The 26,270-nt window shown below is 71.6% G+C and carries 22 protein-coding genes; 7 read left to right on the top strand and 15 right to left on the bottom strand.

Annotation, left to right across the window (positions count from 1 at the left end; all coding sequences use genetic code 11):
• Positions 1 to 58: 58 nt before the first annotated feature.
• Positions 59 to 1,468: a hypothetical protein gene (locus ACWDYF_RS04840; protein WP_389467018.1), complete on the top strand. Its 1,410-nt coding sequence runs from the start codon at positions 59 to 61 to the stop codon at positions 1,466 to 1,468.
• A gap of 35 nt (positions 1,469 to 1,503) precedes the next feature.
• Here ACWDYF_RS04840 and ACWDYF_RS04835 read toward each other — a convergent pair whose 3' ends face one another.
• The 3 genes from ACWDYF_RS04835 to ACWDYF_RS04825 form a co-directional block, all read right to left on the bottom strand.
• Positions 1,504 to 2,637, bottom strand: coding sequence for an amidase domain-containing protein (locus tag ACWDYF_RS04835; RefSeq protein WP_389467386.1), 1,134 nt, complete (start codon positions 2,635 to 2,637; stop codon positions 1,504 to 1,506).
• Between the two features lie 175 nt (positions 2,638 to 2,812).
• Positions 2,813 to 4,108, bottom strand: a complete 1,296-nt coding sequence (locus tag ACWDYF_RS04830; protein ID WP_381743426.1) for a polysaccharide deacetylase family protein — start codon at positions 4,106 to 4,108, stop codon at positions 2,813 to 2,815.
• A 94-nt stretch (positions 4,109 to 4,202) separates the two neighbouring features.
• Entirely contained in the window at positions 4,203 to 6,485 is a 2,283-nt protein-coding gene (locus tag ACWDYF_RS04825; protein ID WP_389467022.1) for a transglycosylase domain-containing protein, read from the bottom strand.
• Positions 6,486 to 6,860: 375 nt separating this feature from the next.
• Between ACWDYF_RS04825 and ACWDYF_RS04820 the strand changes: the two genes are divergently transcribed.
• Positions 6,861 to 7,076 (top strand): FmdB family zinc ribbon protein, encoded by a 216-nt coding sequence (locus ACWDYF_RS04820; protein WP_389467025.1) that lies wholly within the window; start codon positions 6,861 to 6,863, stop codon positions 7,074 to 7,076.
• Between the two features lie 6 nt (positions 7,077 to 7,082).
• Here the strand turns inward: ACWDYF_RS04820 and ACWDYF_RS04815 are convergent, their stop codons facing one another.
• Genes ACWDYF_RS04815 through ACWDYF_RS04805 form a run of 3 tightly spaced genes read right to left on the bottom strand, consistent with a single transcriptional unit; the run spans position 7,083 to position 11,600 of the window.
• The gene (locus tag ACWDYF_RS04815; protein WP_381743422.1) at positions 7,083 to 7,895 is read right to left on the bottom strand and encodes an HAD family hydrolase; all 813 of its coding nucleotides are present in this window, start codon (positions 7,893 to 7,895) and stop codon (positions 7,083 to 7,085) included.
• A complete protein-coding gene (locus ACWDYF_RS04810) occupies positions 7,895 to 10,393 on the bottom strand; it encodes a phosphoribosyltransferase (protein WP_389467028.1) in 2,499 nt (832 codons plus the stop codon). The genes ACWDYF_RS04815 and ACWDYF_RS04810 overlap by 1 nt, the downstream gene beginning before the upstream one ends.
• 31 nt (positions 10,394 to 10,424) lie before the next feature.
• A complete protein-coding gene (locus ACWDYF_RS04805) occupies positions 10,425 to 11,600 on the bottom strand; it encodes an HpcH/HpaI aldolase/citrate lyase family protein (protein ID WP_381743420.1) in 1,176 nt (391 codons plus the stop codon).
• Positions 11,601 to 11,771: 171 nt separating this feature from the next.
• Between ACWDYF_RS04805 and ACWDYF_RS04800 the strand changes: the two genes are divergently transcribed.
• A complete protein-coding gene (locus ACWDYF_RS04800; protein ID WP_381743419.1) occupies positions 11,772 to 12,626 on the top strand; it encodes a TerD family protein in 855 nt (284 codons plus the stop codon).
• A 27-nt stretch (positions 12,627 to 12,653) separates the two neighbouring features.
• Here the strand turns inward: ACWDYF_RS04800 and ACWDYF_RS04795 are convergent, their stop codons facing one another.
• The 7 genes from ACWDYF_RS04795 to ACWDYF_RS04765 form a co-directional block, all read right to left on the bottom strand.
• On the bottom strand, positions 12,654 to 13,001 hold the full coding sequence (locus ACWDYF_RS04795; protein ID WP_389467031.1) for a hypothetical protein: 348 nt from the start codon (positions 12,999 to 13,001) through the stop codon (positions 12,654 to 12,656).
• 8 nt (positions 13,002 to 13,009) lie between these two features.
• A complete protein-coding gene (locus ACWDYF_RS04790; protein WP_389467034.1) occupies positions 13,010 to 13,747 on the bottom strand; it encodes a TerD family protein in 738 nt (245 codons plus the stop codon).
• 135 nt (positions 13,748 to 13,882) lie between these two features.
• Entirely contained in the window at positions 13,883 to 15,031 is a 1,149-nt protein-coding gene (locus ACWDYF_RS04785) for a DUF475 domain-containing protein (RefSeq protein WP_018570620.1), read from the bottom strand.
• Between the two features lie 72 nt (positions 15,032 to 15,103).
• Positions 15,104 to 15,682, bottom strand: a complete 579-nt coding sequence (locus tag ACWDYF_RS04780; RefSeq protein ID WP_018570621.1) for a TerD family protein — start codon at positions 15,680 to 15,682, stop codon at positions 15,104 to 15,106.
• Between the two features lie 100 nt (positions 15,683 to 15,782).
• Positions 15,783 to 16,358 (bottom strand): TerD family protein, encoded by a 576-nt coding sequence (locus tag ACWDYF_RS04775; RefSeq protein ID WP_018570622.1) that lies wholly within the window; start codon positions 16,356 to 16,358, stop codon positions 15,783 to 15,785.
• Positions 16,359 to 16,519: 161 nt separating this feature from the next.
• Positions 16,520 to 16,978: a peroxiredoxin gene (locus ACWDYF_RS04770; protein WP_381743412.1), complete on the bottom strand. Its 459-nt coding sequence runs from the start codon at positions 16,976 to 16,978 to the stop codon at positions 16,520 to 16,522.
• Between the two features lie 140 nt (positions 16,979 to 17,118).
• Positions 17,119 to 17,556 carry a DUF3052 domain-containing protein gene (locus tag ACWDYF_RS04765; RefSeq protein ID WP_018570624.1) on the bottom strand — a complete coding sequence of 146 codons (438 nt, stop codon included), beginning with the start codon at positions 17,554 to 17,556 and terminating at the stop codon, positions 17,119 to 17,121.
• 480 nt (positions 17,557 to 18,036) lie between these two features.
• On the opposite strand from ACWDYF_RS04765, the gene aceE reads away from it, so the two are divergent.
• A complete protein-coding gene (gene aceE, locus ACWDYF_RS04760; protein ID WP_389467038.1) occupies positions 18,037 to 20,784 on the top strand; it encodes a pyruvate dehydrogenase (acetyl-transferring), homodimeric type in 2,748 nt (915 codons plus the stop codon).
• Positions 20,785 to 20,894: 110 nt separating this feature from the next.
• Here the strand turns inward: aceE and ACWDYF_RS04755 are convergent, their stop codons facing one another.
• Both ACWDYF_RS04755 and ACWDYF_RS04750 read right to left on the bottom strand, forming a co-directional pair.
• The gene (locus tag ACWDYF_RS04755; protein ID WP_389467389.1) at positions 20,895 to 21,203 is read right to left on the bottom strand and encodes a small hydrophobic protein; all 309 of its coding nucleotides are present in this window, start codon (positions 21,201 to 21,203) and stop codon (positions 20,895 to 20,897) included.
• Between the two features lie 325 nt (positions 21,204 to 21,528).
• The gene (locus tag ACWDYF_RS04750) at positions 21,529 to 23,064 is read right to left on the bottom strand and encodes an MFS transporter (RefSeq protein WP_389467391.1); all 1,536 of its coding nucleotides are present in this window, start codon (positions 23,062 to 23,064) and stop codon (positions 21,529 to 21,531) included.
• A gap of 203 nt (positions 23,065 to 23,267) precedes the next feature.
• Between ACWDYF_RS04750 and ACWDYF_RS04745 the strand changes: the two genes are divergently transcribed.
• The 3 genes from ACWDYF_RS04745 to ACWDYF_RS04735 all read left to right on the top strand — a co-directional run bounded on the left by ACWDYF_RS04745 (position 23,268) and on the right by ACWDYF_RS04735 (position 26,247).
• On the top strand, positions 23,268 to 23,933 hold the full coding sequence (locus tag ACWDYF_RS04745; RefSeq protein WP_018570628.1) for a TetR family transcriptional regulator: 666 nt from the start codon (positions 23,268 to 23,270) through the stop codon (positions 23,931 to 23,933).
• Between the two features lie 154 nt (positions 23,934 to 24,087).
• Positions 24,088 to 25,305, top strand: coding sequence for an alpha/beta hydrolase (locus ACWDYF_RS04740; protein WP_389467041.1), 1,218 nt, complete (start codon positions 24,088 to 24,090; stop codon positions 25,303 to 25,305).
• A 66-nt stretch (positions 25,306 to 25,371) separates the two neighbouring features.
• Positions 25,372 to 26,247 carry a DUF4429 domain-containing protein gene (locus ACWDYF_RS04735; protein WP_389467043.1) on the top strand — a complete coding sequence of 292 codons (876 nt, stop codon included), beginning with the start codon at positions 25,372 to 25,374 and terminating at the stop codon, positions 26,245 to 26,247.
• The last annotated feature ends 23 nt before the right edge of the window (positions 26,248 to 26,270 follow it).

Here is a 26,270-nt window from a genome sequence, read left to right as displayed (position 1 = left end):
TGGGAGAATGTACCCACGCTGATTCAGGCGGGGCGGACGACGGCACGGGGAGAGGAATGTGACGGCCACACCGGCGGGACGGGCCACGGCGGCGGCACCGGCACCAGCGCGTCGGCCGCGCACGCCCGCCGGGCGCGCCGGGCGCGCCGGGCGCGCCGCCGACGTGCTCGCCCTGGCGGTCCTGCCGCTGCTGGCCGCGCTCGCGCTGCCCGCCGCCTTCGCGGGCGGCGGCACCCGGCGCTGGTTCGGCGGCCGGGCCGAGAGCCAGCGGGCCGAGGCGCAGGCGGCCAAGGACGCGGCGGCGAGCGCCTTCTACGAACTGGACACCGCCCAGCGCGACCTGCGGATCTCGATGGAGACCATCACCGCCGTCGACGACTCCCCGGCCGCCCGCCGCGCGGTCGCCGACTTCGAGGCGCTCGGGCAGCGCATCGACCAGGCCAGCGGCCGCTACATCCAGGCGGTCGACGCCACCGACCTGGACCGCGACGACCTGGAGGCGTCCGCCGCCTCCCGGGCGCGCGCCGATCTGACCGCCGCCAAGGACGAACTGCTGAACGTCAAGCGCGAGCTGGACCGTTTCAGCAGTGGTCTGGGGCCGCTGCTCGGCAAGGCCGAGACCCAGCTCGCGCGGCTCGCGCCCGCCGTGGAGCGCGCCCGGCAGGCGCTGCTGGCCGCCAGCAACGCGCTGGACGCGGTGCGCGGCGCGGGCCTGCGGGCCGATGACCTGGCCGCCCGGCTGGCCGCGCTCGCCCCGGAGTTGACGAAGCTGAACCAGGGCGCGGGGCAGCACGGCGTGCAGCCGACGCTGGAGCGGGCCGAGCGGGTGTCGCGGGAGGCGGCGGCCATCGGCGCCGAGGCCGGGCGGCTGCCGGAGAAGGCCGCCGAGATCGACCACCGGCTGGTGTCGCTGCGTACCCGCGCTCAGGCGCTGACCACCCGCAGCGGCCAGGTGGACCCGGTCCTGTCCGAGCTGCGGCGGCGGTTCACGATCGCCTGCTGGCAGGACCTCCAGCAGGTCCCCGAGCAGGCCGCTCAGAACGTCCGGCAGGCCGAGGCGAAGCTGACGGAGGCGCAGGCCGCGCGGGACGCGCAGCGCTGGCCGGACGCGACGGCGCTGCTGTCGACGGTGCGGGCGCTGCTGAACACCACCGACGAGGCGGTCTCGGCGGCCGGGGACCGGCTGAACCGGCTGAACGCGGTGCAGAAGGATCCGCAGGGCGAGATCGAGAGGACCCGGTTCGCGATCCGGGACGCGCAGCGGCTGGCGATGACGGGGCGTACGACGCCCGATCCGCGGCATGCGCGCCCGCTGGACGACGCGGTGGCCCGGCTGGAGCGGGCGATCACGGGCCTGGAGGGGCGGCACCCGGACTACTGGCACTTCCTGACGGAGACCGACGCGGTCCGGCGGACGGCGGCCCGGGTGGTGGCGCAGATCCGCGAGGAGCGGGGAGCCGGCCACTGAGGCGAGGCCCCGGCCGGCTCCCGCTCCCGCGCGGCTCAGGTGCGATAGGCGAAGTAGTTGGCGTTCGGGTAGGAGGCGATGAGGCTCGCCACCGACCTGTTGTAGGTGTTGGTGGAGTGGTACGACACGTACGGCACGCCCTGCGGGCTGCGGTAGGTGACGATCATGGAGTGGTCCTTGGACCCGTCCCGGTTGAAGTCCACCTGGAGCACGTCGCCGACGTCCATCTGGTAGACGTACGGCAGGCCGGTGACCCGCTTGGAGGACAGGGCGAACCAGGAGAACTCGTTGACCCCGACGAACGAGTCCGACTGGATCTCGTTGTTGCCGAACCAGTTGTGGAAGTCGTTCGTGTAACCGGGGACGTGCTTCCAGCCGCCGGCCTTCAGGGACTGGCTGACGAAGTTGGTGCAGTCGCCGCCGGCGCCCTGGCCGTCGAAGCTCGGGTAGTCGGGGTTGTACTTGCTCCAGTACTTCTGCGCGTACGCGGCCATGGCCTGGTAGTCGTACGTGCCCGACGTCAGGTTCTTCTTGTTGGCCGGCGCGTTCTTCGCCGTGGACGAGCGGGTCGCCTCCGGCGGGTTGCCGTCGTCGGCGGGCGTCTCCGGCTTGGCGGCCGGCGGCGGCGCGGGCTGGTTCACGGCCACGCCGTCGTCGGTGTCGTGGATGCTGGTGAGCTGCCAGTTGCCGTGCTTGTCGGCCTGGAAGGACAGCTCGTGGTGGGCCTGGAAGCCGGTGTTCTTCGGCTCGTTGCCCCGGACCCTGGCATAGGTCAGCGTCGTGTTCTCGGTGACGGCGACCTTGGCGTTGCGGCCCTTGACCTGGGTGGCGTCCAGCGTGACGGTGGTGCTGCCCGCGCTGTACTTCTCGCCCAGCTTCTCCAGCCGGTCCTTGCGGCCGCGCAGCTGGCTCAGCGCGGAGTCCTCGTACTTGGACTGCGTGCCGGACAGGCGGACCTTGCCGGAGAAGCGCGAGGACAGCCGCTGGTGGTGCCCCTGCTTCCCCTGCTTGCCGCCCTTGCCGCCGTCGACCAGGGCCTCGGTGCGGTCGGTGAAGACCGCGTCCGCCAGCTTCTGGAAGGTGGCCTTGGTGGCCGCGTCGACCGTCGGGTCGTCGGTGACCGCCGCGCCCGCGCTCCAGTTGGGCACCAGCACGACGCCGGCGACCACCGAGGCGGCAGCGGCGGTGACTATGGTGGCGCGACGCCGCTTACGGCTCAGTTTTCTTGATTTCAATGATGATCCCCTCTACGCCGGTACACCTACCGGGCGGACGCATCTTCGCATGGGGCGAGCGCCGGTTGTGAAGAGGGTGTGCGCAAGTGGAACCAAGGGGTTACACGGGTCACTTGACCACCGTGGACCAGTCCGGCGACTGCGCCGGATCCAGTCCGCGCAAGGCTTGCAGGGTCTCCGGTTTCTGCACGTCCATCCAGTCCGCCAGCTCCTTGAACGACACGCACTTGACGCCCGGTTTGACGCAGACCTTCTTGATGACCTGGTCGATGGACTTCATGTAGATGCCGCCGTTCCAGTCCTCGAAGTGGTTGCCGATGAACAGCGGTGCCCGGCTGCCGTAGTAGGCGCGGTTGAAGCCCGCCATGTAGGAGTCGACGGTCTGCTTCTCCCACTGCGGGTACTTGGCGGGGTCGCCCTTGGTCTCGCCCGCCGACTGGTTGTAGAGGAAGTTGAAGTCCATGGACAGGCCCTGGTACTTGCCGTCCTCGTAGGGAAGCATCTGGAGCGGGAAGTCCCAGATGCCGTTCTTCTTGGCGGGCCAGATCTGGAAGTCGCCCGGCGAGGAGGCGTCGTAGCGCCAGCCGTAGTCCTTCATCGCCTTCAGCAGGTTGGGCTGGCCCTCCAGGCAGGGCGCCCGGCCGCCGGTGACCTCCTTGCGGAAGTCGAAGGGCAGCGGCGGGATGTCGGTGAAGCCGGTGTTGGTCTTCCACTTCTCCACGAAGTCGTAGAACTGGTCGATCTCGCTCTTCCACTCCTCCACGCTCCAGTCGCCGCCGCCCTTGGCGCCGCAGAAGTGGCCGTTGAAGTGGGTGCCGATCTCGTTGCCCTCCTGGTAGGCCGTGCGCAACTGGCCGAGGGTGTCGCGGATGTGCTCGTCGGTGGCGTAGTCGATGGCCGCGTCGCCGGGTTCGTGCATCGGCGGGTGGTAGAGCGTCTTCTTGTCCTTGGGCAGCAGGTAGATGCCGGTGAGGAAGAAGGTCATGTGGGCCTTGTACTGCTTGGCCAGCTCCCGGTAGTGCGAGAACAGGTGGTCGCTGCCCTCCAGGGCGCCGTCCCAGGAGAACACCACGAACTGCGGCGGCTTCTCACCCGGTTTGAGCGGGACCGGCTTGAACTCTCCCTGCTGCGGACCCGTGTAAGAAGTGGAGCCGTCGCCGAGCACCTTGACCTTGCCGTCCCAGGCGGGCTCCTTGCTCGCCGCGGCCGAGGGGGCGGGGCCCTTGGCGGCACTCCCCCCGGCCCCGTCGGACGCGGTGGGCGCGGTGGAGTCGGGGCGGGTCAGGGCGAGGAAGCCGGCCACCACGGAGGCGACGACCAGGAAGGCGGCCAGAGTGATGAACTGCGGTCGGGTGGGTCGGCGGCGTGCGGGCGCCTTGCGGCGCCGGCCGGGGGGCGGCTTCATGGGCGGCTCGAATCTGCGTGGTGGGCTGCGGGAGACTGCTGCGGGGAGCGGGCGGCTCGCGGATCAGCCGGGCGGCACCGGGGCGCCGCGCGGGTCAGCCGAGTGGCGCCATGGCACCCTCCCAGATGGAGTACGGCACACCGCCGGGCATCGTCTCGTCGATCCCCTTCAGCGGCAGCGGTTCGAGGCTCTTGGCCAGGTCCATGCGGTAGACGACGACAGCCGTGGTCACCTTGCGCGCGCTGCCCACGTACCAGGCGGCCGTGTCGTCCTCGGTGGTGCCCCGCTTGCCGGTGACCCGTGCCTGGGCGGGGGCCGCGTCCGGATGGGCGGTGCGGAAGGCGTCGGCGAGCGCGTCGTCGACCTGCTGGGCGGTCCGGGTGCTGACCGCCTGCCCGCTGAGCGGGCGGTCCACGGGCACGGTGGCGCCGTTGCGGGTGATGCGCTGCACCGAGTACGGCTCGGTGTGCACGCCCGCGGCGGCGAAGGTGGCGTAGCCGCTGGCCATGCGGATGGCGCTCGGCCGGGAGTTCCCCTGGGTCAGCGCGGGCACCTGCGGGCCCAGGCTGGAGGAGAGCAGTCCGGAGGCGACGGCGGTCTGTTTCACCTTGTCCAGGCCGGTGTCCATGCCGAGCTGCATGAACGGCGTGTTCACCGACTGGGCGAGCGCCTTGCGCAGGGTGATCTTGCCGTAGGACTTCTTGTCGTCGTTGTGGGCGGCGACCTTGCGGCCGCTGCGGTCCCAGTAGGGGCCCTCGGGGGTGCTGACGGGCACGGCGTCGTCCCCGTCGTAGACGGTGTCCGGGGAGATCTGCTGGCGCGGGACGTCGCGCTGGGTGACGACGCCGTGTTCGAGGCCGGCCGCGTAGACGAACGGCTGGAAGGCCGAACCGGCCGGTACGGTCGCCGCGTTGGACTCGTTGTAGCCCTGGGTGCGGTGGTCGGGGCCGCCGTAGACGGCGAGGATGCGGCCGTCGGTGTCCACCGAGGCGGCGCCGTAGTGGGCGGTCTTCGCGGCGCCCGCGTCGCTCTTCTTCGCCTTGTTGCGGGCCTTGGTGACGATGTCGGTGAGCGCGCTCTCGCGCTTGCGGTCGAAGGTCGTGTAGATCTGGTAGCCGCCCAGGTCGAAGTCCTTGTCCGACAGGTGCGCGGTGTTCTTGACGCTCTGCGAGGCGAGTTCGACCAGGTAGTCGCTCTGCTGGCCGGTGTCGGAGAGCGGGTTGCGCTGGAGCGGCTCGGGGAAGGTGGTGTAACCGGCGCGCTCCTTCTCCGACAGCTTGCCGATCTTGACCATGCGGTCCAGGGTCCACTTCCAGCGTTTGACGGCGCGGGCGTGGTTCTTCGGGCCGAGCGTGGGGTCGTAGAGACCGGCGCCCTTGAGCAGGGAGGCGAGGAAGGCGGCCTCGCTGGCGTTGAGCTGGCTGACGTCCTTGCCGTAGTAGGCCTGGGAGGCGCGCTGGATGCCGTAGGTACCGCGGCCGAACCAGCTGGTGTTGAGGTAGCCCTCCAGGATCTTGTCCTTGCTCATCCTGTTGTCGAGCTTGAGGGCGATCATCGCCTCGGTGAACTTGCGGCTGACGGTCTGGTTCTGGGTCAGGTAGACGTTCTTGACGTACTGCTGGGTGATGGTCGAGCCGCCCTCGGTGTCGCCCTGGCCGACCGTGCGCCACAGGGCGCGGGTGATGCCCTTGAAGGAGATGCCCGGGTCGCTGTAGAAGCTCTCGTTCTCGGCGGCCAGCACCGCCCAGCGCACGTCCTCGGGGATGTCCTTCAGCGGCATCGCCTGCCGCTGCACCCAGCCGGTGCGGGCCATGGGGGTGCCGTCGGACCAGAAGTAGACGTTGTCCTGCTGGGTGGCGTACGAGTTGAGATTGTCCGGGATGTCCGTGGCGGCGTAGGCGACGACCAGGAACAGGGTGGTCAGGCCGATCCCGGAGAAGGCCACGCCGATCCACTGCCGCCAGGAGGGCAGCCAGCGGCGCCAGCCGGTGCGGCCGCGGCGCGGGTAGACCGGCTTCAGCTTCCGGGCGTACGGCGCGATCACCGCGAACAGCGGGGCCAGGCGCCGGGCGAGGGGGGCGACGGCCCTGGCGGCGGCCGGGGGCAGGAGCCGGGAGCGGCGCGGCTTGCGGCGGCTGCGGCGCTCGGCCCGGCCGCCGGTGGCGTCGTCCTTCGCGGACGCCGACCGCAGCTCCGCGACGCGCAGTTGCATGGTCTCGTGGGGCTGCGGCGGCGGCTCGCCGGACTCCCCCGGCTCCGGTGCCTCGCCGCCCGGGTCCGCCCGCGGGGGTCCGGCGGCCGGTCCCGCGGTCCTGCGGTCCGCGGGCCGCAGCCGGGCGGGCAGCCTTCTGCGCAGCGCGCCCACGTTCAACTGCATGGTCTCGTCAGCCCGTACGGGCGGGCGGGACTCGTCCGTCCCGGGGTCCGGCGCACGGTCCTGCGCGCGGTCCGGCACGGCGCGGCGTATTCGGGGTGGGCGGCCTTCCTCCGGAAGGTCTCCCCCCTGCCCTGCCTCGGTCACGACTGCGTCTCCCTCCGCACCCCGTGTTGCTCGCGCGGGTCGACACAGCCGCCGCAACCGCGGCCGCCGGCCCCCTCACTCCCAGCCGCTTCGCGGCTCGCACGGCCATACAAAATTATCAGCCGTCTTTTCAATTTCTCCGCAGGAGAACGGGACAGAACAGAACACACAAGGAACACCCAGCATTGTGTCCCCCGTCACGCCCGCCGGAGCCTGGCCTAACCTGGTCGCATGCCTCGTTACGAGTACCGCTGCCGCAGCTGCGGCGACACCTTCGAACTGAACCGTCCCATGGCGCAGTCGGCCGACCCGGCCACCTGCCCGGCCGGACACGGCGACACGGTCAAGCTGCTGTCCACGGTCGCGGTGGGCGGCTCGGCGAGCGCGCCCCGCTCCCAGGGCGCGGGCGGCGGGGGCGGCTGCTGCGGCGGTGGCTGCTGCGGCTGACCCGTCCTACGCGGGCCTGCGGGCCGCCGCGAGGAACTCGCGCAGGATGCGCTCCCCGGCCAGCACCCCGCGCTCGGGCAGCGCGCTGATGCCGGGGGCCGTCCAGCCGCTCTCCGCCAGTTCGCCGTGGCCCGGCCGCCAGCCGCGGTCCACGGCCGCCAGCAGATCGGCGTCCAGCAGCGAGTCGCCCGCCCCGAGCACCCGCTCCGCGCCGGTGCGGCGGGCGACCTCGCGCACCGCCGCGCCCTTCGTCAGCGGCCTGGGCACGGCGTAGATCTTGCGGCCCTGGAGCGAGACCGTCCAGCCTCGGCCCTGCGCCCACCCGGCCAGCTCCTTCACCCACTGCTCCGGGAGCAGTTCGCGCTCCACCACGAGATAGGCGAACAGGTCCTCGGCGACCCGGTGCTTGCGCGCCCACACCGGGTCGGCGCTGCGCAGCAGATGCTCGCGGACCTCGGCGAGCGGCGCGCACTCCGCGGCCAGCCGCGCGGTCACCCGCCGGTGCCAGTCGGCGTCGGACACGCCGTCCACCAGCAGATGGCCGCCGTTGGCGCAGATCGCGTACTCCGGCTGCGGGCCCGGCAGGTTGATGCGCAGGTACTGCTTGCGGGTGCGGGTGGTGGTGGGCACGAACACGGCCGCGTCGCCGAGTTCGGTCAGCAGGGCGGCCGCCGTCTCCGTCAGATAGGACAGCGGCCTGCTCTCGTGCACCTCCACGCACAGCAGCCGCGGGGCGCGCGCGTCCGGCATGGTCAGGGCCAGTGCCCCGGCCGAGTAGATGAGCGTACGGTCCAGGTCGCTCGCCACCATGACCGTCATCAGCGGGTCACCGCCTTGCCGTCGGCGCCGGTCGCCCCGCGCGTGTAGCGGGGGTGGATCAGCCCCACGCAGGTGTACGGCAGGCCGTCCACCTCCTCGACCGGCACCCCGCGCTGCCCGGCCAGCAGGCGTACGTGGTCCAGGTCCGCGCCCGCGCCGGTCCGGGCGAGGATCTTCCACGGCACCCGGCGCAGCAGCACCCGGGTGGTCTCGCCGACGCCCGGCTTGACCAGGTTCACGTCGTGGATGCCGTACTCCTCGCTGATCCGCTCGACGGCCGCCCAGCCCGCCCAGGTCGGGGCGCGGTCACCGGCCAGCAGGTCCTTGACGGCCATCTGCACGGTCTCGGCGGCCTCGGGGAAGCGGGCCGAGACGGCGTCGAGGAAGGCGTTCGAGAGGTCGGCGCCGGCCAGTTCGCGGTAGAACTTCGCGCCGTGGAAGTCGTCCGGGCCGACCAGGTCGGCGCGCAGCACGGTGCGCGATATCAGCCCGGAGACGGTGGAGTTGAGGCAGGCGGAGGGGATGAGGAAGTCGTCCCGGGTGCCGTAGGTGCGCACGCACGCGCCCGGGTCGGCGAGCACCGCGATCTCCGGGTCGAAGCCCGGGGCGCCGCCCTGCTCCTCGAACCGGGCGATGGCGTCGGCGAGTTCGCGGGTGATGGCGCCCTTGCCGGTCCAGCCGTCCACGAAGACGACGTCGGCCGGGTCGTGGTGGGCGGCCAGCCAGCGCAGCGCGTTGGCGTCGATGCCCCGGCCGCGCACGATCGACACCGCGTAGTGCGGCAGGTCGAGGCCGTGCCGGAAGGCGGCCCAGCGGCGCATCAGCACCCCGACAGGGGTGCCCGCGCGGGCCAGCGAGACCAGGACGGGGCGCGGGGAGCGCTCGGCGAGGACCAGTTCGGTGACCGCGCCGACGCCGCGCGCGAGCCGGTCGGCGGAGGCGGTGAGCGCGGAGTGGAACAGCTCCTGGTACTCCGCGCTGGGCTGGTACTCCACCGGCAGCGACTCGGCGTAGTGCGCTCCGCCGCGCTGGATGGCCTCCTCGCGCTCCTCGGTGGGCGCCTCCAGCGTCACCTCCGAGAGGTCCTGGAGCAGCCAGCCGACCTCCTCGGGCGCGTACGAGGAGAAGTCGGGGCCGCGCAGGGGCTCGGGCAGCATGGGGGAACCTTCCGGGCGGGAGGCGGGAACAGCCGGGTGGGCGGCGGGAACAGACCGCCGGGCGGCGGGGACGTACGCGGGGACGACGGCGAGCAGCACGTGCGGGGTGTGCTCGGCGAGGCGGGCGAGCAGGCCGTCGGGGGCGTGCAGCGCGGGCGTGTCGGCGGCCGAGTCGACGACGGCGAGGACGGCGTCGAAGCCGCCGCCCGCCACGTTGTAGGCGTAGCGCTCGCCGGGTCCGTCGGCCGGGTCGTCGTGCGCGGGGAAGACCAGGCGGCTGCGGATGGCGTAGCCGGGGTCGTCCACGGCGAGGACGGGCGAGCGGGTGGTGGTGGAGGAGCGCACCTCGGCGCCGGTGGTCCGCTCCAGTTCGTGGGCGAGCCGCAGCGGCGCGTACATCAGTTCCTCGCAGCCGAGGACCAGGATCCGGCGGGCCCCGGCGGGCAGCGCGGCGGCGAGCCGGGCCGCCATGCCGGGCAGGGCGCGCTCCAGGCGGGCGCGGTGGGCCGGGGTGAAGCCGTGCCGTCCGCCGTCGGGGAGACCGGCGGGCCAGTCGAGTCCGACGCGGGTGATCCGGCCGCGGGCGCGCCCGGCGGGCGGCGCGGCGGGGCCGGGCGCCGCCGTCTCGTGGCGGGCGACCAGGTCCCGGCCCTTGTCCAGCACGCCGTCGGGGAGCCGGACGGTGCCGGAGGCGGCGGCGACCAGGTCGACGCGGGCGCCGATGCTCCGGGCGAAGTCGTCCAGGCGGGCGGTGTCGGCCGGTGAGCGCATGTCCACCAGGGCGACCACGACGTAGCGCTCGCGCGGATGGCGGGCGTGCAGGTCGCGGATGGTGTTCAGGACGGTGCTGCCGGTGGAGAACTCGTCGTCCACCAGCACCAGCGGGCCGCCGCCGGACAGCAGCTCCGGGTCCTCGGGGAGCAGCAGGTGCGAGGTGGCGTGGGAGTGGGACTCCTCGAAGCCGCCGGCCGGGGCGACGCCGGGCACGGGCCTGCGGGTGGAGTGCAGGTACGGCACCGGGCCCAGGCCGTCGGCGACCGAGTGGCCGAGTCCGGTGGCGGTCTCCGCGTAGCCGAGGACGACCGCGTCGGCGGTGTCGCGCTCGCCGAGCAGAGCGCGGACCCGGCGGCCCAGGGCGAGGCCGTGCTCGTGGACCACCGCGGGCGACTGCGGTACGTGCTTGCCGAGGACGTACGAGACGAGCAGGTGGGCCCGCTTGGGGTTGCGGCGCAGCGCGAGGCCCAGCAGGTCCTTGAGCTCGCCGCCGCCCACGAGGTCCACACCGAGCCGCTCGGCGACCCAGTCGCCGGACCAGATGCCGTCGTGCACTGCCTTGTTCATGCGTTCCTAGGGGAGGGGGGTGGGGGGCCGGTCAGCGGTCGGCGGGGATGCCCGCGGCGAGCAGTTCCACGAAGCCGATGTCCTCCCGGGCGACGCCGAAGACCTCGGCGCGCAGCAGGGTCCGCTCGGCCCAGGCGCGGTGCGGCTTCACCTCGTTCATCTTGTTCGTGTACGCCGACCTGAGCACGCCCCCGCCGCCGCGCTCGGGGCGCAGGATGTCGGCCGCGTCGCTGTACTCCTCGTGGCTGACGACGGACAGCGCGTGCACGGGCAGGACGTGCGAGGGGTGGATGCAGGTCTTGCCGAGCAGCCCGTTGGCCTGGTCCAGGGTGATCTCCCGCAGCAGCCCGTCCATCGCGTGTTCGATCAGTGTCGCGCGCAGGCCCGCGGCCTGCACCTCCAGGAAGGGGCTCTGGCGCAACTGCGGCTTGAACATGCGCTCCTGTGCCCGGAAGTACTCCCACACCGGGCCGGTCACGGTGAATCCGGTGCCGTCGGCCCGGCCCAGCATGTTGACCACGTCGGCGATGACGGAGGCGACGACCTGGACGTCGTAGGCCGTCATGTCGGGGGCCCGGCGCAGTCCGTAGGAGGAGCAGAAGTCGGTCACGCCCAGGCGCAGCGCCAGCACCCGGTCGCGGTACTTGTCGACCGCGCGGAAGATGCCCTCCAGGGTCTCCACGCGGGTCTCCCGGTAGAGCAGTTCGGGCGATTCCAGGACGGGCATGGCGAACAGCCGCCGGCCGCAGTCGGCCTCGGCCGCCTGGACGGCCTCCAGGAAGCCGAGGCCGCGTTCGCCGGTGAACTTCGGCAGCACGAAACCGGACAGCAGCCGGACCGAGGGGCCCAGGCGGCGCACCAGGTCGGGTATCTGGCGGGCGGTACGGACCCGGATGAACAGCAGCGGGAGCCCGGTGTCGGCCGGGAGCGCGGCCAGCGCGGCGAACTGCCGGACGAGGTTCGCCTCGCCCTCCTCCACGTCGGCGTCGCCGATCGAGTCCTCCAGGCACAGCACCATGGAGACGACCCCGCGGGCGGCCTGCTTGGTGATGTCCTCGGCCAGGCTCGGGCGGGTGGCCGGGCTGTAGAGGGTGGCGCCCAGGGCGGTGGAGAGCAGCCGGGCCGGGGAATCGGCGGTGAACTCGGCCGGTTCCCGGTGGAAGAGCCGCTGCCGTGCCTCAGGGGCGAGGTGCCCGAAATGACGCATGTAGCTCCCCTGTGGTGACGCCCGGCAGAAAATAGGTGGCCGGTAATAGTACGTACATACCGGTGTCGGCGGTTCCCGCCGGGCGTGAACTCCTGATGACGGGCGCCCGCCACCGTAGCGGGGTGCCGGGCCGCGTTGTCGTGAGCAGGACCGAGCAGGCAGGATGACCGCATGACGCGCGCGATGCTGAAGGGGTCGAACGTCCCGGTGGAAGCCGCCACGGTACGGGCCGTGGTGCGCTGGACGCCGGGCCAGGGGGTGCCGGACGTCGACGCGTCGGCGCTGCTCCTCGGCCCCGGGGGGCGGGTCCGCTCCGACGAGGACTTCGTCTTCTACAACCAGCCCCGGCACCCCTCCGGGACGGTCTGGCGGCTGGGCAAGCGGCGGGTCGCGGAGGGCCTGACCGACACCGTCCAGACCGAGCTGACCGGGGTGGAGCCGGAGATCGGCCGGATCCTGCTGGTCGCCTCGGCGGACGGCGTCGCCTTCGACCGCGTCCCGGCGCTGAGCATCCTGCTGTACGACGCGGCGGGCGGCGACGGTGAGCCGCTCGCGTCCTTCGACATCAAGCCCGAGACTGGCCAGGAGACCGCGCTGATCTGCGGCGAGCTGTACCGCCGCGGCGAGGGCTGGAAGTTCCGGGCGCTGGGCGAGGGCTACTCGAACGGGCTGAAGGGCCTGGCCACCGACTTCGGGATCTCGGTGGACGAGGCGGCGGAGGCGGCCGACGGCAGCGCGGCGGACGCGGCCACCGCCCCGGCGGCCCAGCCGCTGCCCCCGGAGCAGCCCACGTACGCCCATCCCCCGCAGCCGCCGCAGACCACGGCGCCGCAGCAGCCGCCGCGCACGACGGCGGCCCAGCCCTCCTACGGCTATCCGCAGCCCGGCTACGGCTATCCGCAGCAGCCCGCGCCGGTGTCCGCGGGCGCCGCGCCGGGCGGCTACGGCTATCCGCAGCCGGCCGGTTCCGCCCCGGACCCGGACTTCCGGCTGCCCCCGCAGGGGCCGCAGTTCATCGGCCGCTGAGACGCCGATGACCCGCGGCCCCCGCGCTCACACCGGCCGGGCGAGCAGCGCGAGCAGGCGGACCATCCGCTCCAGCGCGCCGATGTACGCGCGGTAGTCGTCCACCGACTCCGCGTCGTCGCCCTCCTGCGGGCCGAGCGCGTCGAGATCCCGCCGCAGCGTCTCGGCCTCCAGGAGCAGCGCGTCGGTCCCCGGCACCTCGGCGGCGCCGATCCGGCCGTCCCGCACCCGTGCCGCGTACCCCGCGACATACCCGTCGAGGTCGAGCAGGCGGGAGTTCCAGTCGCGCAGCTCCTCCCCTCGGGGTAGAGCGGGGTACGGCAGGGCCCGGAAGGCGTCGAAGGCGGCGCGGAAACCGGCGGCGGTGTCGGTCATGCCCACGCCTACCGGTCCGCCTTCGACTTGTAGCCCCGGCCCCACTGGAGCCCCCAGCCGTAGAGCCGGTCCAGCTCGGACTGGAAGCCGTAGACGAACTTGACCTCGCGGCGCACCAGCAGTTCGCCCTTCACGTTCTCGATGAGGACGACCGCGCAGGAGCGGGCCTCGGGGTGGCGTTCGTCGAGGCCGATCTCGATGCGCGGGCCGTTGCTCGGGTAGAGCGTGACGACGGCGTGGGTGCGGTCGAAGGCCGGTGTCTGGTCGTAGATGTAGACGAAGACCAGCATCCGCTTGATGTCGTCGCGATGATCGAGGTTGACGTAGATCGTCTCGCCGGACGCGGAGCCGAACCGGTCGTCGCCGCTGAGCTTGATGTACGGCGGGCCGTTCACATCGCCCAGCAGGTTGCCGAGGGGCTGGACGACGCCCTTGGTGCCGTCCGCCAGCTCGTACAGGCAGCCGAGGTCCAGGTCGACGTTGACCATGGACTGGCTGTGGCCCTGCACCTCCGGCGGCTTCAGCGCCTTGAACGGGTGGCGCAGCAGGCTCTCCCGGGCGGCGCCGCCGAAGTCCGAGGTGCGCATCCGCCAGTTCAGGTTGATGCGCAGATTGCCGGTGGCCGCGCCCTGTTTGGTCAGCGACACCTGGGCGTGCCGCTTGGTCAGCTCGATCGCGTTGGACGCGGCGCTGCCCGAGTCGAACTCGGCCAGGCGTCCGCCGCGCAGACCGTCGAAGAATCCCATCTTCCCCCCACCTTCACCGCGCTCGTCCACCCCCGTCCACATGCTCGCGGGGCGGCCGGTCGGACGCACCCGGCTCGGCTGCCGCGCGGTCCCGTCGGCCGCCCCGCTCAGAGCGTTCCCGTACCGGGTGGGGCGTCACACCCCGGACTGCACCTCAGTCTTCTCCCCCGAGCCCGCCGCTTTTCCCTCCGCGGCCTCCAGCGCGCGGTTGCGCCGGACCGAGGACCAGAAGGACCAGGCGATCAGGACCACGCCGACCAGGCCGGTGATGACCTCGTTGATCTCGTACCGGATGGTGACCATGAGGATCACGGCCAGCGCGCCGATCGCGTAGTGGGCGCCGTGCTCCAGGTAGACGTAGTCGTCGAGGGTGCCCTGGCGGACCAGGTAGACGGTGAGGGACCGGACGTACATGGCGCCGATGCCGAGGCCGAGGGCCATCAGGACGATGTCGTTGGTGATGGCGAAGGCGCCGATGACACCGTCGAAGGAGAAGGACGCGTCCAGGACCTCCAGGTAGAGGAACATGAAGAACGCGGCCTGGCCGGCCAGCTTCACGGCCGAGCGCTGCTTTCCGCTGCGGGCGGCCTCTTCCTCCTCCTCGTGCTCGCGTTCCTCGTCCTCCTCCAGGCGGTCCTCGAAGAACCCGGAGAGACCGCCGACGATCATGTACGTGATCAGACCGGCGATACCGGCGATCAGTACGGTCTGCGCCTTGTCCGCGTGCGCGCCGCCGTGCTGGTGGGCGTGGGTGGCGAAGGTGAAGGAGGTGATCAGCAGGACGATCAGGGAGATGCAGACCGACAGCATGTCGACCTTGCCGAGCTTGGCCAGGGGCCGCTCGATCCAGCGCAGCCACTGGATGTCCCGGTCCTCGAAGATGAAGTCGAGGAAGATCATCAGCAGGAACATGCCACCGAAGGCGGCGATCGCCGGGTGCGCGTCGGTGACCAGCTGCTGGTACTGGTCCTTGTCGTCGAACGCCAGCCGGACGGCCTCGATGGGGCCCATCTTGGCGGTGACGGCGACGATGACGACGGGGAACACCAGCCGCATACCGAAGACCGCGATCAGCACGCCCACCGTGAGGAAGATCTTCTGCCAGAAGGCATTCATCTTCTTCAGGATTCCGGCGTTGACCACCGCGTTGTCGAAGGAGAGCGAGATCTCCAGGACGGCGAGGATCGCCACGACCCCGAAGGCGGTCCACCCCCCGTAGAACGCGGCCGCGATCAGGCCGAGCACGGTGATCGCGAACGACCAGCCAAAGGTTTTCAGAAGCACTGGCTACCCAATCCCTTAAGTACGGGTCTCCCCCGTCGCCTGTACGGGTCTCCCCCGTCGCCGCACTCGGCTTTACGAAACGTTGACTCCGAAGTCTAGAGCGATACCGCGCAGTCCGGACGCGTACCCCTGTCCCACGGCCCGGAACTTCCATTCGCCCTGGTAGCGGTAGAGCTCGCCGAAGATCATCGCTGTCTCGGTGGAGGCGTCCTCGCTCAGGTCGTAGCGCGCGAGCTCCTGGCCGTCGGCCTGGTTGACCACGCGGATGAAGGCGTTGCTCACCTGTCCGAAGGTCTGGCCGCGCTCGTCGGCCATGTGGATCGAGACCGGGAAGACGATCTTCTCGCAGCGGTCCGGGACCCGGGCGAGGTCGACCAGGATCGACTCGTCGTCGCCCTCGCCCTCACCGGTGAGGTTGTCGCCGGTGTGCTCCACGGAGCCGTCGGGGCTGGTGAGCTGGTTGTAGAAGACGAACCACTCGTCGCCCAGCACTCGGTTCCCGGCGCCGCACAGCAGGGCGCTGGCGTCCAGGTCGAAGGGGGCTCCGGTGGTGGAGCGCGCGTCCCAGCCGAGCCCGACCAGGACGTTGGTCAGGTTGGGTGCGGCCTTGGACAGGGAGACGTTGCCTCCCTTGGCGAGCGTGACGCCCATGCTGCTGGTCCTCCCCGTGGGTGGTGCCTGTGTCGGTGTCCTGCGCGTCCGGCGCCGCGCTGAGACGCGCGGCGCCGGACGGTCGGGCGTGGTGCGGAACTCAGACGTTGACGCCGAAGTCCTGGGCGATACCACGCAGGCCGGAGGCGTACCCCTGGCCGATGGCGCGGAACTTCCACTCCGCGCCGTTCCGGTACAGCTCGCCGAAGACCATGGCGGTCTCCGTGGAGGCGTCCTCGCTCAGGTCGTAGCGGGCGATCTCCGCGCCGCCGGCCTGGTTCACCACGCGGATGTAGGCGTTGCGGACCTGGCCGAAGGACTGCTGGCGGGTCTCGGCGTCGTAGATGGAGACCGGGAAGACGATCTTCTCGACGTCGGCCGGGACGCCCGCGAGGTTGACCTTGATCACCTCGTCGTCGCCCTCGCCCTCACCGGTGAGGTTGTCACCGGTGTGCTCCACGGAGCCGTCGGGGCTCTTGAGGTTGTTGAAGAAGACGAAGTTCTGGTCGCTGCCGACCTTGCCGGCGCTGTTCAGCAGCAGCGCGCTGGCATCGAGGTCGAAGCCGGTGCCGGTCGTCGTCCGGGCGTCCCAGCCCAGGCCGACGAGGACCGCGGTCAGGCCCGGCGCCTCCTTCGAAAGCGATACGTTGCCGCCCTTGCTGAGGCTGACTCCCACGAGTCCTCCATTGGTGTCCGGGGGCGGGGAGCCCCGTCGTGCATCGGATATGGGATCAACGTGTCGATCCTAGTGACGGGTTCCCGCCCCCCGCAGGCCGTGTGACCGAAGATTCCCAGGTGTCGGGTCCTCCCGGGTCCGCGGCAGGGGGCGGGGGCGGCTCACAGGGCGCCGAGCGCCGTCACGTACTCGTTCAGGTCGCGGGCGTCCGGCAGGCCGTTGACGACGGTCCAGCGCACCACGCCCTCCTTGTCGACGATGAAGGTGCCGCGCACGGCGCAGCCCTTGCCCTCGTCGAAGACGCCGTAGGCGCGCGAGGTCTCGCCGTGCGGCCAGAAGTCGCTGAGCAGCGGGTACTCCAGGCCCTCCTGCTCGGCGAACACGCGCAGGGTGTGGATGGAGTCGTTGGAGACGGCGAGCAGCTGGGTGTCGTCGTTGACGAACTTCGGCAGGTTGTCGCGCAGCGCGCACAGCTCGCCGGTGCACACACCGGTGAAGGCGAACGGGTAGAAGAGCACCACCACGTTCTTCTCGCCGCGGAAGTCGGACAGCCGTACGGTGCGGCCGTGGTTGTCCTTCAGCTCGAAGTCGGGTGCCTTGTCGCCGACCTGGATCGCCATCGCGCTGCTTCCCTTCGGTGGGGCTGTTCGGGTGAGACCACCCTACGCAGCGCACACCGCGCACCCGCGGACGGGCCGACACGCGCCGGCCCGTCCGGGGCTCCGCCGGGCGCCCGCGGGCACGGCCCGCGGGACGGAGGCTACTTCTTGGGCTTGGCCGCCTTCGGCGTGAGCAGCCTGGTGCCGTTCCAGTCCTTGCCCACGCTGACGCTCTTGGTCTGCGACAGACCCGCCGTCGTCGCGGCCTCGCCGATGTCGCTGGGTTCGACGTATCCGTCCCGGCCGGTCTTCGGCGTCAGAAGCAGGATCTCGCCGCCCTCGTCGAGGAACCCCAGGGCGTCGACCAGCGCGTCCGTCAGGTCGCCGTCCTCGTCGCGGAACCACAGCACCGCGGCGTCGGCCACGTCGTCGTAGTCCTCGTCGACGAGGTCCTGTCCGATGACTTCCTCGATGGACTCGCGGAGCTCCTGGTCGACGTCGTCGTCGTAGCCGATCTCCTGGACCACCTGTCCGGGCTGGAATCCCAGCCTGGCGGCCGGGTTAGTCCGCTCCTCCGCGTGGTCCGCGGTCGCGCTCACGGGTTGCCTCCTGATGGTGTTGCGATTGGGTCTTCAGCCACGCGCGTGCGCGAAGCATTGGCCGTAGTCCACACGGGCGGGCCGGATCGCGCAAGTACCCGGCGCTCCGGACCGCCGAAACGGTGACGTTCCCGGCTGTGTCGCCGCAACTCCTGACACGGTATCGCGCTCCGCGGTGACACACACCACACCCTTCTGCCCGCTTTTGCGTGTTTGGGAACCCCTGCTCGGCACGAGATCCGAAGGGGAACCCTTTCACCCCCCGGAGAGGCGGCCGCACCACCCCTGTTACCGGTGAGTAAAGATGACGTTTGCCTCACCCGAGGTACACGATGGGGAACGGTGCAGGCACACACAGACAGACGACCCGGAACGGAACAGAGCGAACAGAACGGCCAGAACCGCACAGCCCCGGGGAAACCCCAGCAAGAGCCCAGAGACGTCACAGATATGTCAGCCCTCTGACAGGTAAGGAACAGCGTGGCTTCCGGATCCGATCGAAACCCGATCATCATTGGCGGCCTTCCGAGTCAGGTTCCTGACTTCGATCCCGAGGAGACCCAGGAGTGGCTCGACTCGCTCGACGCAGCCGTCGACGAGCGAGGCCGGGAGCGGGCCCGCTACCTCATGCTCCGGCTGATCGAGCGCGCGCGGGAGAAGCGCGTGGCCGTGCCGGAGATGCGCAGCACGGACTACGTCAACACCATCCCCACCAAGAGCGAGCCGTTCTTCCCGGGCAACGAGGAGATCGAGCGCAAGATCCTCAACGCCACCCGCTGGAACGCCGCGGTGATGGTCTCCCGCGCCCAGCGCCCCGGGATCGGCGTCGGCGGCCACATCGCGACCTTCGCCTCCTCCGCCTCGCTCTACGACGTCGGCTTCAACCACTTCTTCCGCGGCAAGGACGACGGCCGGGGCGGCGACCAGGTCTTCTTCCAGGGCCACGCCTCACCGGGCATCTACGCGCGCGCGTACCTGCTGGACCGGCTGAGCGAACAGCACCTGGACGGCTTCCGCCAGGAGAAGTCCAAGGCGCCCCACGCCCTGTCCAGCTACCCGCACCCGCGCTCCATGCCGGACTTCTGGGAGTTCCCGACCGTCTCCATGGGCCTCGGCCCGATCGGGGCGATCTTCCAGGCCCGGATGAACCGGTACATGCAGGCGCGCGGCATCGCGGACACCTCCGACTCGCACGTGTGGGCCTTCCTCGGCGACGGCGAGATGGACGAGCCGGAGTCGCTGGGCCAGCTCTCCATCGCCGCCCGTGAGGGCCTGGACAACCTGACCTTCGTGGTCAACTGCAACCTCCAGCGCCTGGACGGCCCGGTGCGCGGCAACGGCAAGATCATCCAGGAGCTGGAGTCGGTCTTCCGCGGGGCCGGCTGGAACGTGATCAAGCTGATCTGGGACCGCACCTGGGACCCGCTGCTCGCCCAGGACCGCGACGGCATCCTGGTCAACCGGATGAACACCACCCCGGACGGCCAGTTCCAGACCTACGCCACCGAGTCCGGCGCCTACATCCGCGACCACTTCTTCGGCGACGACCACCGGCTGCGCGCCATGGTCGAGAACATGACCGACAACCAGATCCTGCACCTGGGCCGCGGCGGTCACGACCACCGCAAGATCTACGCGGCGTTCAAGGCGGCCGTGGAGCACAAGGGGCAGCCGACCGTCATCCTGGCCAAGACGGTCAAGGGCTGGACGCTGGGCCCGAACTTCGAGGGCCGCAACGCCACCCACCAGATGAAGAAGCTGACGGTCGACGACCTCAAGCGCTTCCGCGACCGGCTGCACCTGCCGATCTCCGACAAGGAGCTGGAGTCCGGCGCGCCGCCGTACTACCACCCGGGGCGCGACTCCGAGGAGATGCAGTACATGCACGACCGCCGCAAGCAGTGCGGCGGCTATGTTCCGACCCGGGTCGTGCGCGCGAAGCCGCTGCCGCTGCCCGACGACAAGACGTACGCGTCCGTGAAGAAGGGCTCGGGGCAGCAGGCCATCGCGACCACCATGGCCTTTGTGCGGCTCCTGAAGGACCTCATGCGGGACAAGGAGATCGGCAAGCGGTTCGTGCTGATCGCGCCGGACGAGTACCGCACCTTCGGCATGGACTCGTTCTTCCCGAGTGCGAAGATCTACAACCCGCTCGGCCAGCAGTACGAGTCGGTCGACCGCGATCTGCTGCTCGCCTACAAGGAGTCCCCGACCGGGCAGATGCTGCACGACGGCATCTCGGAGGCGGGCTGCACCGCCTCCGCCATCGCGGCGGGCTCGGCCTACGCCACCCACGGCGAGCCGCTGATCCCGGTCTACGTCTTCTACTCGATGTTCGGTTTCCAGCGCACCGGTGACCAGTTCTGGCAGATGGCCGACCAGCTCGCGCGCGGTTTCGTCCTGGGCGCGACCGCGGGCCGTACGACCCTGACCGGCGAGGGGCTCCAGCACGCCGACGGCCACTCGCAGCTGCTGGCCTCCACCAACCCGGCGTGCGTGGCCTACGACCCGGCGTACGGCTACGAGATCGCGCACATCGTGCAGGACGGCCTGCGCCGGATGTACGGCGGCGACGAGCAGCACCCGCACGGCGAGGACGTCTTCTACTACCTCACCGTCTACAACGAGCCGATCCGCCAGCCCGCCGAACCGGCCGACGTGGACGTCGAGGGCATCCTCAAGGGCATTCACCGGATCTCGGCGGGCACGGCGGGCGAGATCCCGGCGCAGATCATGGCCTCGGGCGTGGGCGTGCCCTGGGCGCTGGAGGCGCAGCAGATCCTCGCCTCCGAGTGGAACGTCAGGGCGGACGTCTGGTCGGCCACCTCCTGGAACGAGCTGCGCCGCGAGGCCGTGGCCTGCGAGGAGCACAACCTGCTGCACCCCGAGGAGGAGCAGCGGGTGCCGTGGGTGACGCGGAAGCTGAGCGGCGCCGAGGGGCCGTTCGTGGCCGTCTCCGACTGGATGCGCTCGGTGCCGGACCAGATCGCGCGCTGGGTGCCCGGTCCGTACCAGTCGCTGGGCGCCGACGGGTTCGGCTTCGCCGACACCCGCGGGGCGGCCCGGCGGTTCTTCCACATCGACGCCCAGTCGGTCGTGGTGGCGGTGCTGACCGAGCTGGCGCGCCAGGGGAAGGTCGACCGCTCGCTGCTCAAGCAGGCGATCGACCGCTACCAGCTGCTCGACGTGACGGCGGCGCACCCGGGCGCGGCCGGGGGCGACGCGTAGCGGCCGGGCCCGCGCACCCGCACACCGCGAAGGGGCGGTGGGGCCTCGGCCCCACCGCCCCTTCGGCGTACGTCCGTCCCGCGCGCGGCGGGCGCCGTCCGTCCGGCCGCTCAGAGCACGCCGTGCCCCCAGGCCACGGCTCCGGCGAGCGCGACCAGTGCGAGCAGGGTGTCTACGGCGCCCAGGACGAGGGCGACCAGGGCCGGGACGGAGCGGCTCGCGCCGGTCCAGCTGCGGCCCATCGACAGCCATCCGCAGACGACCGCCACCGGGCCGAGCACGATCCCGAGGGCGAAGAAGCCCGCGACCGCGCAGACGGTTCCGATGATCCCGAGCGTCGCGCGGTCCGGCCCCTCCCGGTGCCACGTCCGGCCCCGTGAACGGGGGTACCCGCGCGTTCGGTGTCCGAAGCCCGCCATCATCAACTCCCCGAACCCCGGGTCGGGTTGGAGTTCCATCGGGGTTCGGGAAGCGGGTACCCCGGTTCTGACGGGCCATCCGTACGGGCCATTCGTACGGGCCGTACGCGCGAGCCGCACGGCGCCCGCCGGTCCGGCCGGCGCGCCGCCCCCCTCCGGCGGCGTGCCGCGGACCGGCGCCCGCTGTTCCGCTCGGCCCGCTCGCCGGGCCCGTCTCCCCCGTACCGGACGTGGCCCACTGTCGCCCGCGGCCGGGACCGGGGGCGGCGATTGCGCGGTGCGGTCACCCTGATAGGGGAAACCGCACCGGACCGACCGCCGCGCGTCAGATGTGGCCGACGCCCGCGCCCGCCTCCGCGTTGACGCCGCGCTTGGTGAGCAGCGCGACCAGGACGGCCACCACGGCGACACCGGCGGCGACCAGCGAGGCGAGGCTCATCCCGGAGATGAACGTGTCGTGCGCGACCGAGGTGATCTTCGCGGCGACCTCCGCAGGCACCCCCTTCGGCACCGGGGCGACGCCGACCTGGACCGCCTCGGACGCCTGGTCCGCCTGGGCGGGGGTGAGCGGCGGCAGGCCCGCGTCCTTCCAGTTGCCCGGCAGCGCGTGGTCGACCTTGGAGGCCATCACACCGCCCAGCACGGCCGTACCGAGGCTGCCGCCGATCTGCATGGCGGCCTGCTGGAGACCGCCAGCCACACCGGACAGCTCCATGGGGGCGTTGCCGACGATGACCTCGGTGGCGCCGACCATGACCGGGGCCAGACCGAGGCCGAGCAGGGCGAACCAGACCGACATGGTGGCGCTGCCGGTGCCGGTGTCCAGGGTGGACATGCCGAACATGGCGAGGGCGGTGACGGCCATGCCGCCCGCGAGCGGGATGCGCGGTCCGGCCTTGGTGATCAGCGCGCCCGCGAGCGGCGAGCCGACGATCATCATGCCGGTCAGCGGCAGCAGGTGCAGACCCGCGCTGATCGGGCTCAGGCCGTGCACGTTCTGGAGGTAGAAGGTGACGAAGAAGAGGCCGCCGAGGAAGGCGATGGCCATCAGCACCATCAGGACCACACCGGCCGACAGCGGCACCGAGCGGAAGAGCCCGAGCGGGATCAGCGGCTCCTTGACCTTCGTCTCCCAGACGGCGAAGAGGACGAAGCCCAGCACGGACCCGGCCAGGAAGGCCCAGGTCTTGCCGTCGCCCCAGCCCCAGGCCGGGGCCTTGATGAGCGCCCACACCAGGCAGAACATCGCACCGGAGAGCAGCGCGATGCCGGGTATGTCGAAGGAGCGCGGCGCGTTCTCGGCGCGGTGGTCGAGCAGGATGAGCAGGCCGAGCACCAGGGCGAGGGCGCCGACCGGCACGTTGATGAAGAACACCGACTGCCAGTTGACGTGCTCGACGAGGACACCGCCGAGGATCGGGCCGCCGGCGGTGGAGGCGCCGATGACCATGCCCCAGATGCCGATGGCCATGTTGAGCTTCTCGGCCGGGAAGGTGGCCCGCAGCAGGCCGAGCGCGGCCGGCATCAGCAGCGCGCCGAACAGGCCCTGGAGGACACGGAAGACGACCACCATGGCGATGGTGCTCGACAGGCCGATCGCGCCGGAGGCGGCGGCGAAGCCGGTCACGCCGATCAGGAAGGTCTGCCGGTGCCCGAAGCGGTCACCGAGCTTGCCCGCGGTGATCAGGGAGACGGCGAGCGCGAGGAAGTATCCGTTGGTGATCCACTGGACGTCGGCGAAGCTGGCGTGCAGGTCCTTCTGGATCGCCGGGTTGGCGATGGCCACGATGGTGCCGTCGAGGGCCACCATCATGACCCCTACGGCGACGGTGATGAGCGTGAACCACGGGTGTCCGCGCATCCCCTTGGCCGGTGCGGGGTCCGACAGGGCTGACGCCTTGTCCCCCGGCCCTGTCGTGTCGACGGTGGTCTGACTAGTCATACATTCGAGGCTAATGTCAGCGACTGACAAATGACAAACCAATTCACAAGTCGGTAACTGACATGTCAGCCTCCTATAGGCTGAACTGGGGAAACAGTTCGCCGAGAGGTCCGGAGAGGCACATGGAGACGGCGGGGACCGCCGAGGCGGCACCACCACCGGGGCTGCGTGAGCGCAAGAAGCAGCGCACCCGGGACGCCCTGCTGCGGGCCGCGCTGGAGCTGTTCACCACCGTCGGCTACGAGCGCACGACGGTGGACGGCATCGCCGAGGCCGTCGGCGTCTCGCAGCGCACCTTCTTCCGGTACTTCCCCGGCAAGGAGGAGGCCGCCTTCGCCGTGCAGGACATGGTGGAGGCGCACTTCGTCGAGGCGCTGCGCGCCCGTCCGCCGCACGAGGCCCCGCTGGAGGCGCTGCGCCAGGCGGTCCTGGAGGGCTGGGACACGATCAGCGACGCCGTGCTGAGCGTCGTGCCCGTCGAGCTGTATCTGCGGATGTTCTGCACCATCGAGTCGACGCCCGTCCTGCTCGCCGCACAGCTGCGCCGTGCGGCGGAGACCGAGGAGCAGGTCGCCCGGCTGCTCGCCGCCCGCGAGGGCCTGGACGCGGACACCGATCCGCGCCCGCGGCTGCTGGTCGCCCTCTTCGGCGGGGCGATGCGGGTGACGGGCCGTCAGTGGAGCGCGGGCCCGGACCTCAGCCTGGAGGCGATCCGGACACTCACCGCCGCGTACCTCGATCAGGTGGGTCCGGCGCTCACCGGGAACTGGCGCACCACCCGTCCGTGACCCCGCGGCACTTACCGCGCGGATCTTGAACTTCCGTATGTGCGGCCGATCTTGAACAGCCGTGCGGGCGGTGACACACGGCACGCCACGTGAAACGTGATCCCGGTCACTCGATTGACGCGAGACCGCTCCGTTCTCCTAGTGTGTCCTCCCAGTGACTTCCTTCGACACCTCCCCGCAGCTCAACGTCTGGCGCGCGCTGCTCGCGCTGGCCGTGGTCTTCGTGATGCTGGCGACCACCGGCTGGACCGCCGTGCGCCACCAGCGCGGGACCACCGCCCTCCAGGCCTCCCTGTCCGCCTGGGAGCACGGGAGCCTGCACGGGCACCGGCTGCCGGACCCCGAGGCGGGCCCCGCCCGGCTGACCCGCTTCTTCACCTCGCTCACCGCGCAGGACCGCACCCGGCTCGCGCACCGCTACCCGCTCGCGGTCGGCAACATGAACGGCGCCCCGGTACCGCTGCGCTATCTGGCCAACCGGGTCGCGCTCGGCCAGGCCCGGGACGTCGAACGCGAACGCATGCACGACAACAGGCTCTCCCCCGCCGGGCAGCAGGCCGCCGGCCGGCGGATGCACCGCTTCGCCTCGCTGCTGGGCACGGGCCGCCAGATCCTCGCCTTCGACCCCACCGGCTCCGGCCGCGTCGCCGAGGTCTTCGGCGACCTGCCCCGGGCACAGCGGGTCTCCGTCGTCGTCCCCGGCGTCGACACCGACCTGATCACGTTCCGCAAGACCTACCGCCCCTACTCGGCGCCGTACGGCATGGCGCAGGCGCTGTACGCCGCCGAGCGCACCGCCGCCCCGGCCACCCGCACCGCCGTGATCGCCTGGGCCGACTACACCGCGCCCAGCGGCATCGGCGTGGACGCGGCCACCGCGATGCGCGCCGAGGAGGGCGCGGTGCGGCTGAACAAGCTGCTGCGCGCGCTGCCCGGCAGCGCGCCCGTCGCCCTGTTCTGCCACAGCTACGGCTCGGTGCTCTGCGGGGTGGCCGCCCGGGAGGTGCCCGGCCGGGTCACCGACATAGCGGTCGCCGCCAGCCCCGGCATGCGCGCCCAGAAGGCGTCCCGCCTGAACACCTCGGCGCACGTCTGGGCGATGCGGGACGCCACCGACTGGATCCGCGACGTGCCCTACCTGGAGCTGGGCGGTCTCGGCCACGGCGCCGACCCGGTCTCCGGCGCCTTCGGCGCCCGGGTGCTGTCCGCCGAGACGGCCGAGGGCCACGCCGGCTACTTCGAGCCGGGCACCGACAGCCTGGCCAACTTCGCCGAGATCGGCGTCGGCGCGTACGACGCCGTGCGGTGCGCCCATGACAACGACGGATGCCGGGCGGGTTTGTCCGGCACGACGACGGCCGAACGCGCGTAGAGACAGCAGGAAGTGCGGTCCGCGAGGGGAGGGACGAAGCAGCGCGTGCCCCCTACGATGAGCCGCATGGGTGACGTACTGGCCGGATTTCATGCTGCCTGGGAGTTCGCGTCCGATTCCGTGCTCATCCGTTACGAACGGGGGATACGGACACCGAAGCTCTTCCAGGCGCTCGGCGAGCGCCGCGTTCCGCTGGCCGCGCTCGCGTCGGTGACACTCACGCCGGGGCGGCGCGGGACCGTGGTCCTGCGCGCCGAGCCGCGGCCGGGCGCCGATCCGCTGATGGACGCGGCCGGCGGACAGCTCAAGGAGGGCTGCGACCCCTACCGGCTGGTGCTGCCCGCCGACCACGAGGCCCTCGCCGGGCGCTGCGCCGACGAACTGACCGCCCGGCTCACCGGGAGCGGACCCGCCGACCGCCATCTGGTCGCCGCGCCCGAGCCGCCGCTCCACTTCAAGGCGTACGACGGCAAGGCGTCCTTCGACGGCGCCGCCGTGCGCTTCCGCTGGTCCTGGACCGGGGCGTCCTCGGCCAAGTGGAAGACGGGCGACCAGCACTTCCCGGTGACCGCGCTGAGCGGGGTGGAGTGGCGCTCCCCGGAGTCCTTCGAGGGCCATCTGCGGCTGCTGCCGCGCGAGGGCTGCGGGGCGGCCGGTGCCGCCGGGGGCGCGGGACAGCCGCCGCAGCCCGACCAGGACCCGGCGGCGGTGGTGTTCGGCCGCGGCTACGGGCCGGTGCACGAGTCGCTGCCGTTCGCGGCGGCGGTGCTGGCCGCGGTGCGGGTGGCCGCGCCCGCGCCCGCGCTGTCGGTCCCGGCGGCCCGCCGCGACCCCGCCGACATCGCGGAGCGGATCCGCCACCTCGGGGAACTGCACCAGGCGGGTCTGGTGACGGACGAGGAGTTCTCGGTGAAGAAGGCGCAACTGCTCGCCGAGCTGTGAGCCCGCCACCGGGCCGTACGGCT

This window comes from Streptomyces sp. NPDC003284, from assembly GCF_053589675.1.
This window is presented reverse-complemented; position numbering and strand designations above follow the sequence as displayed.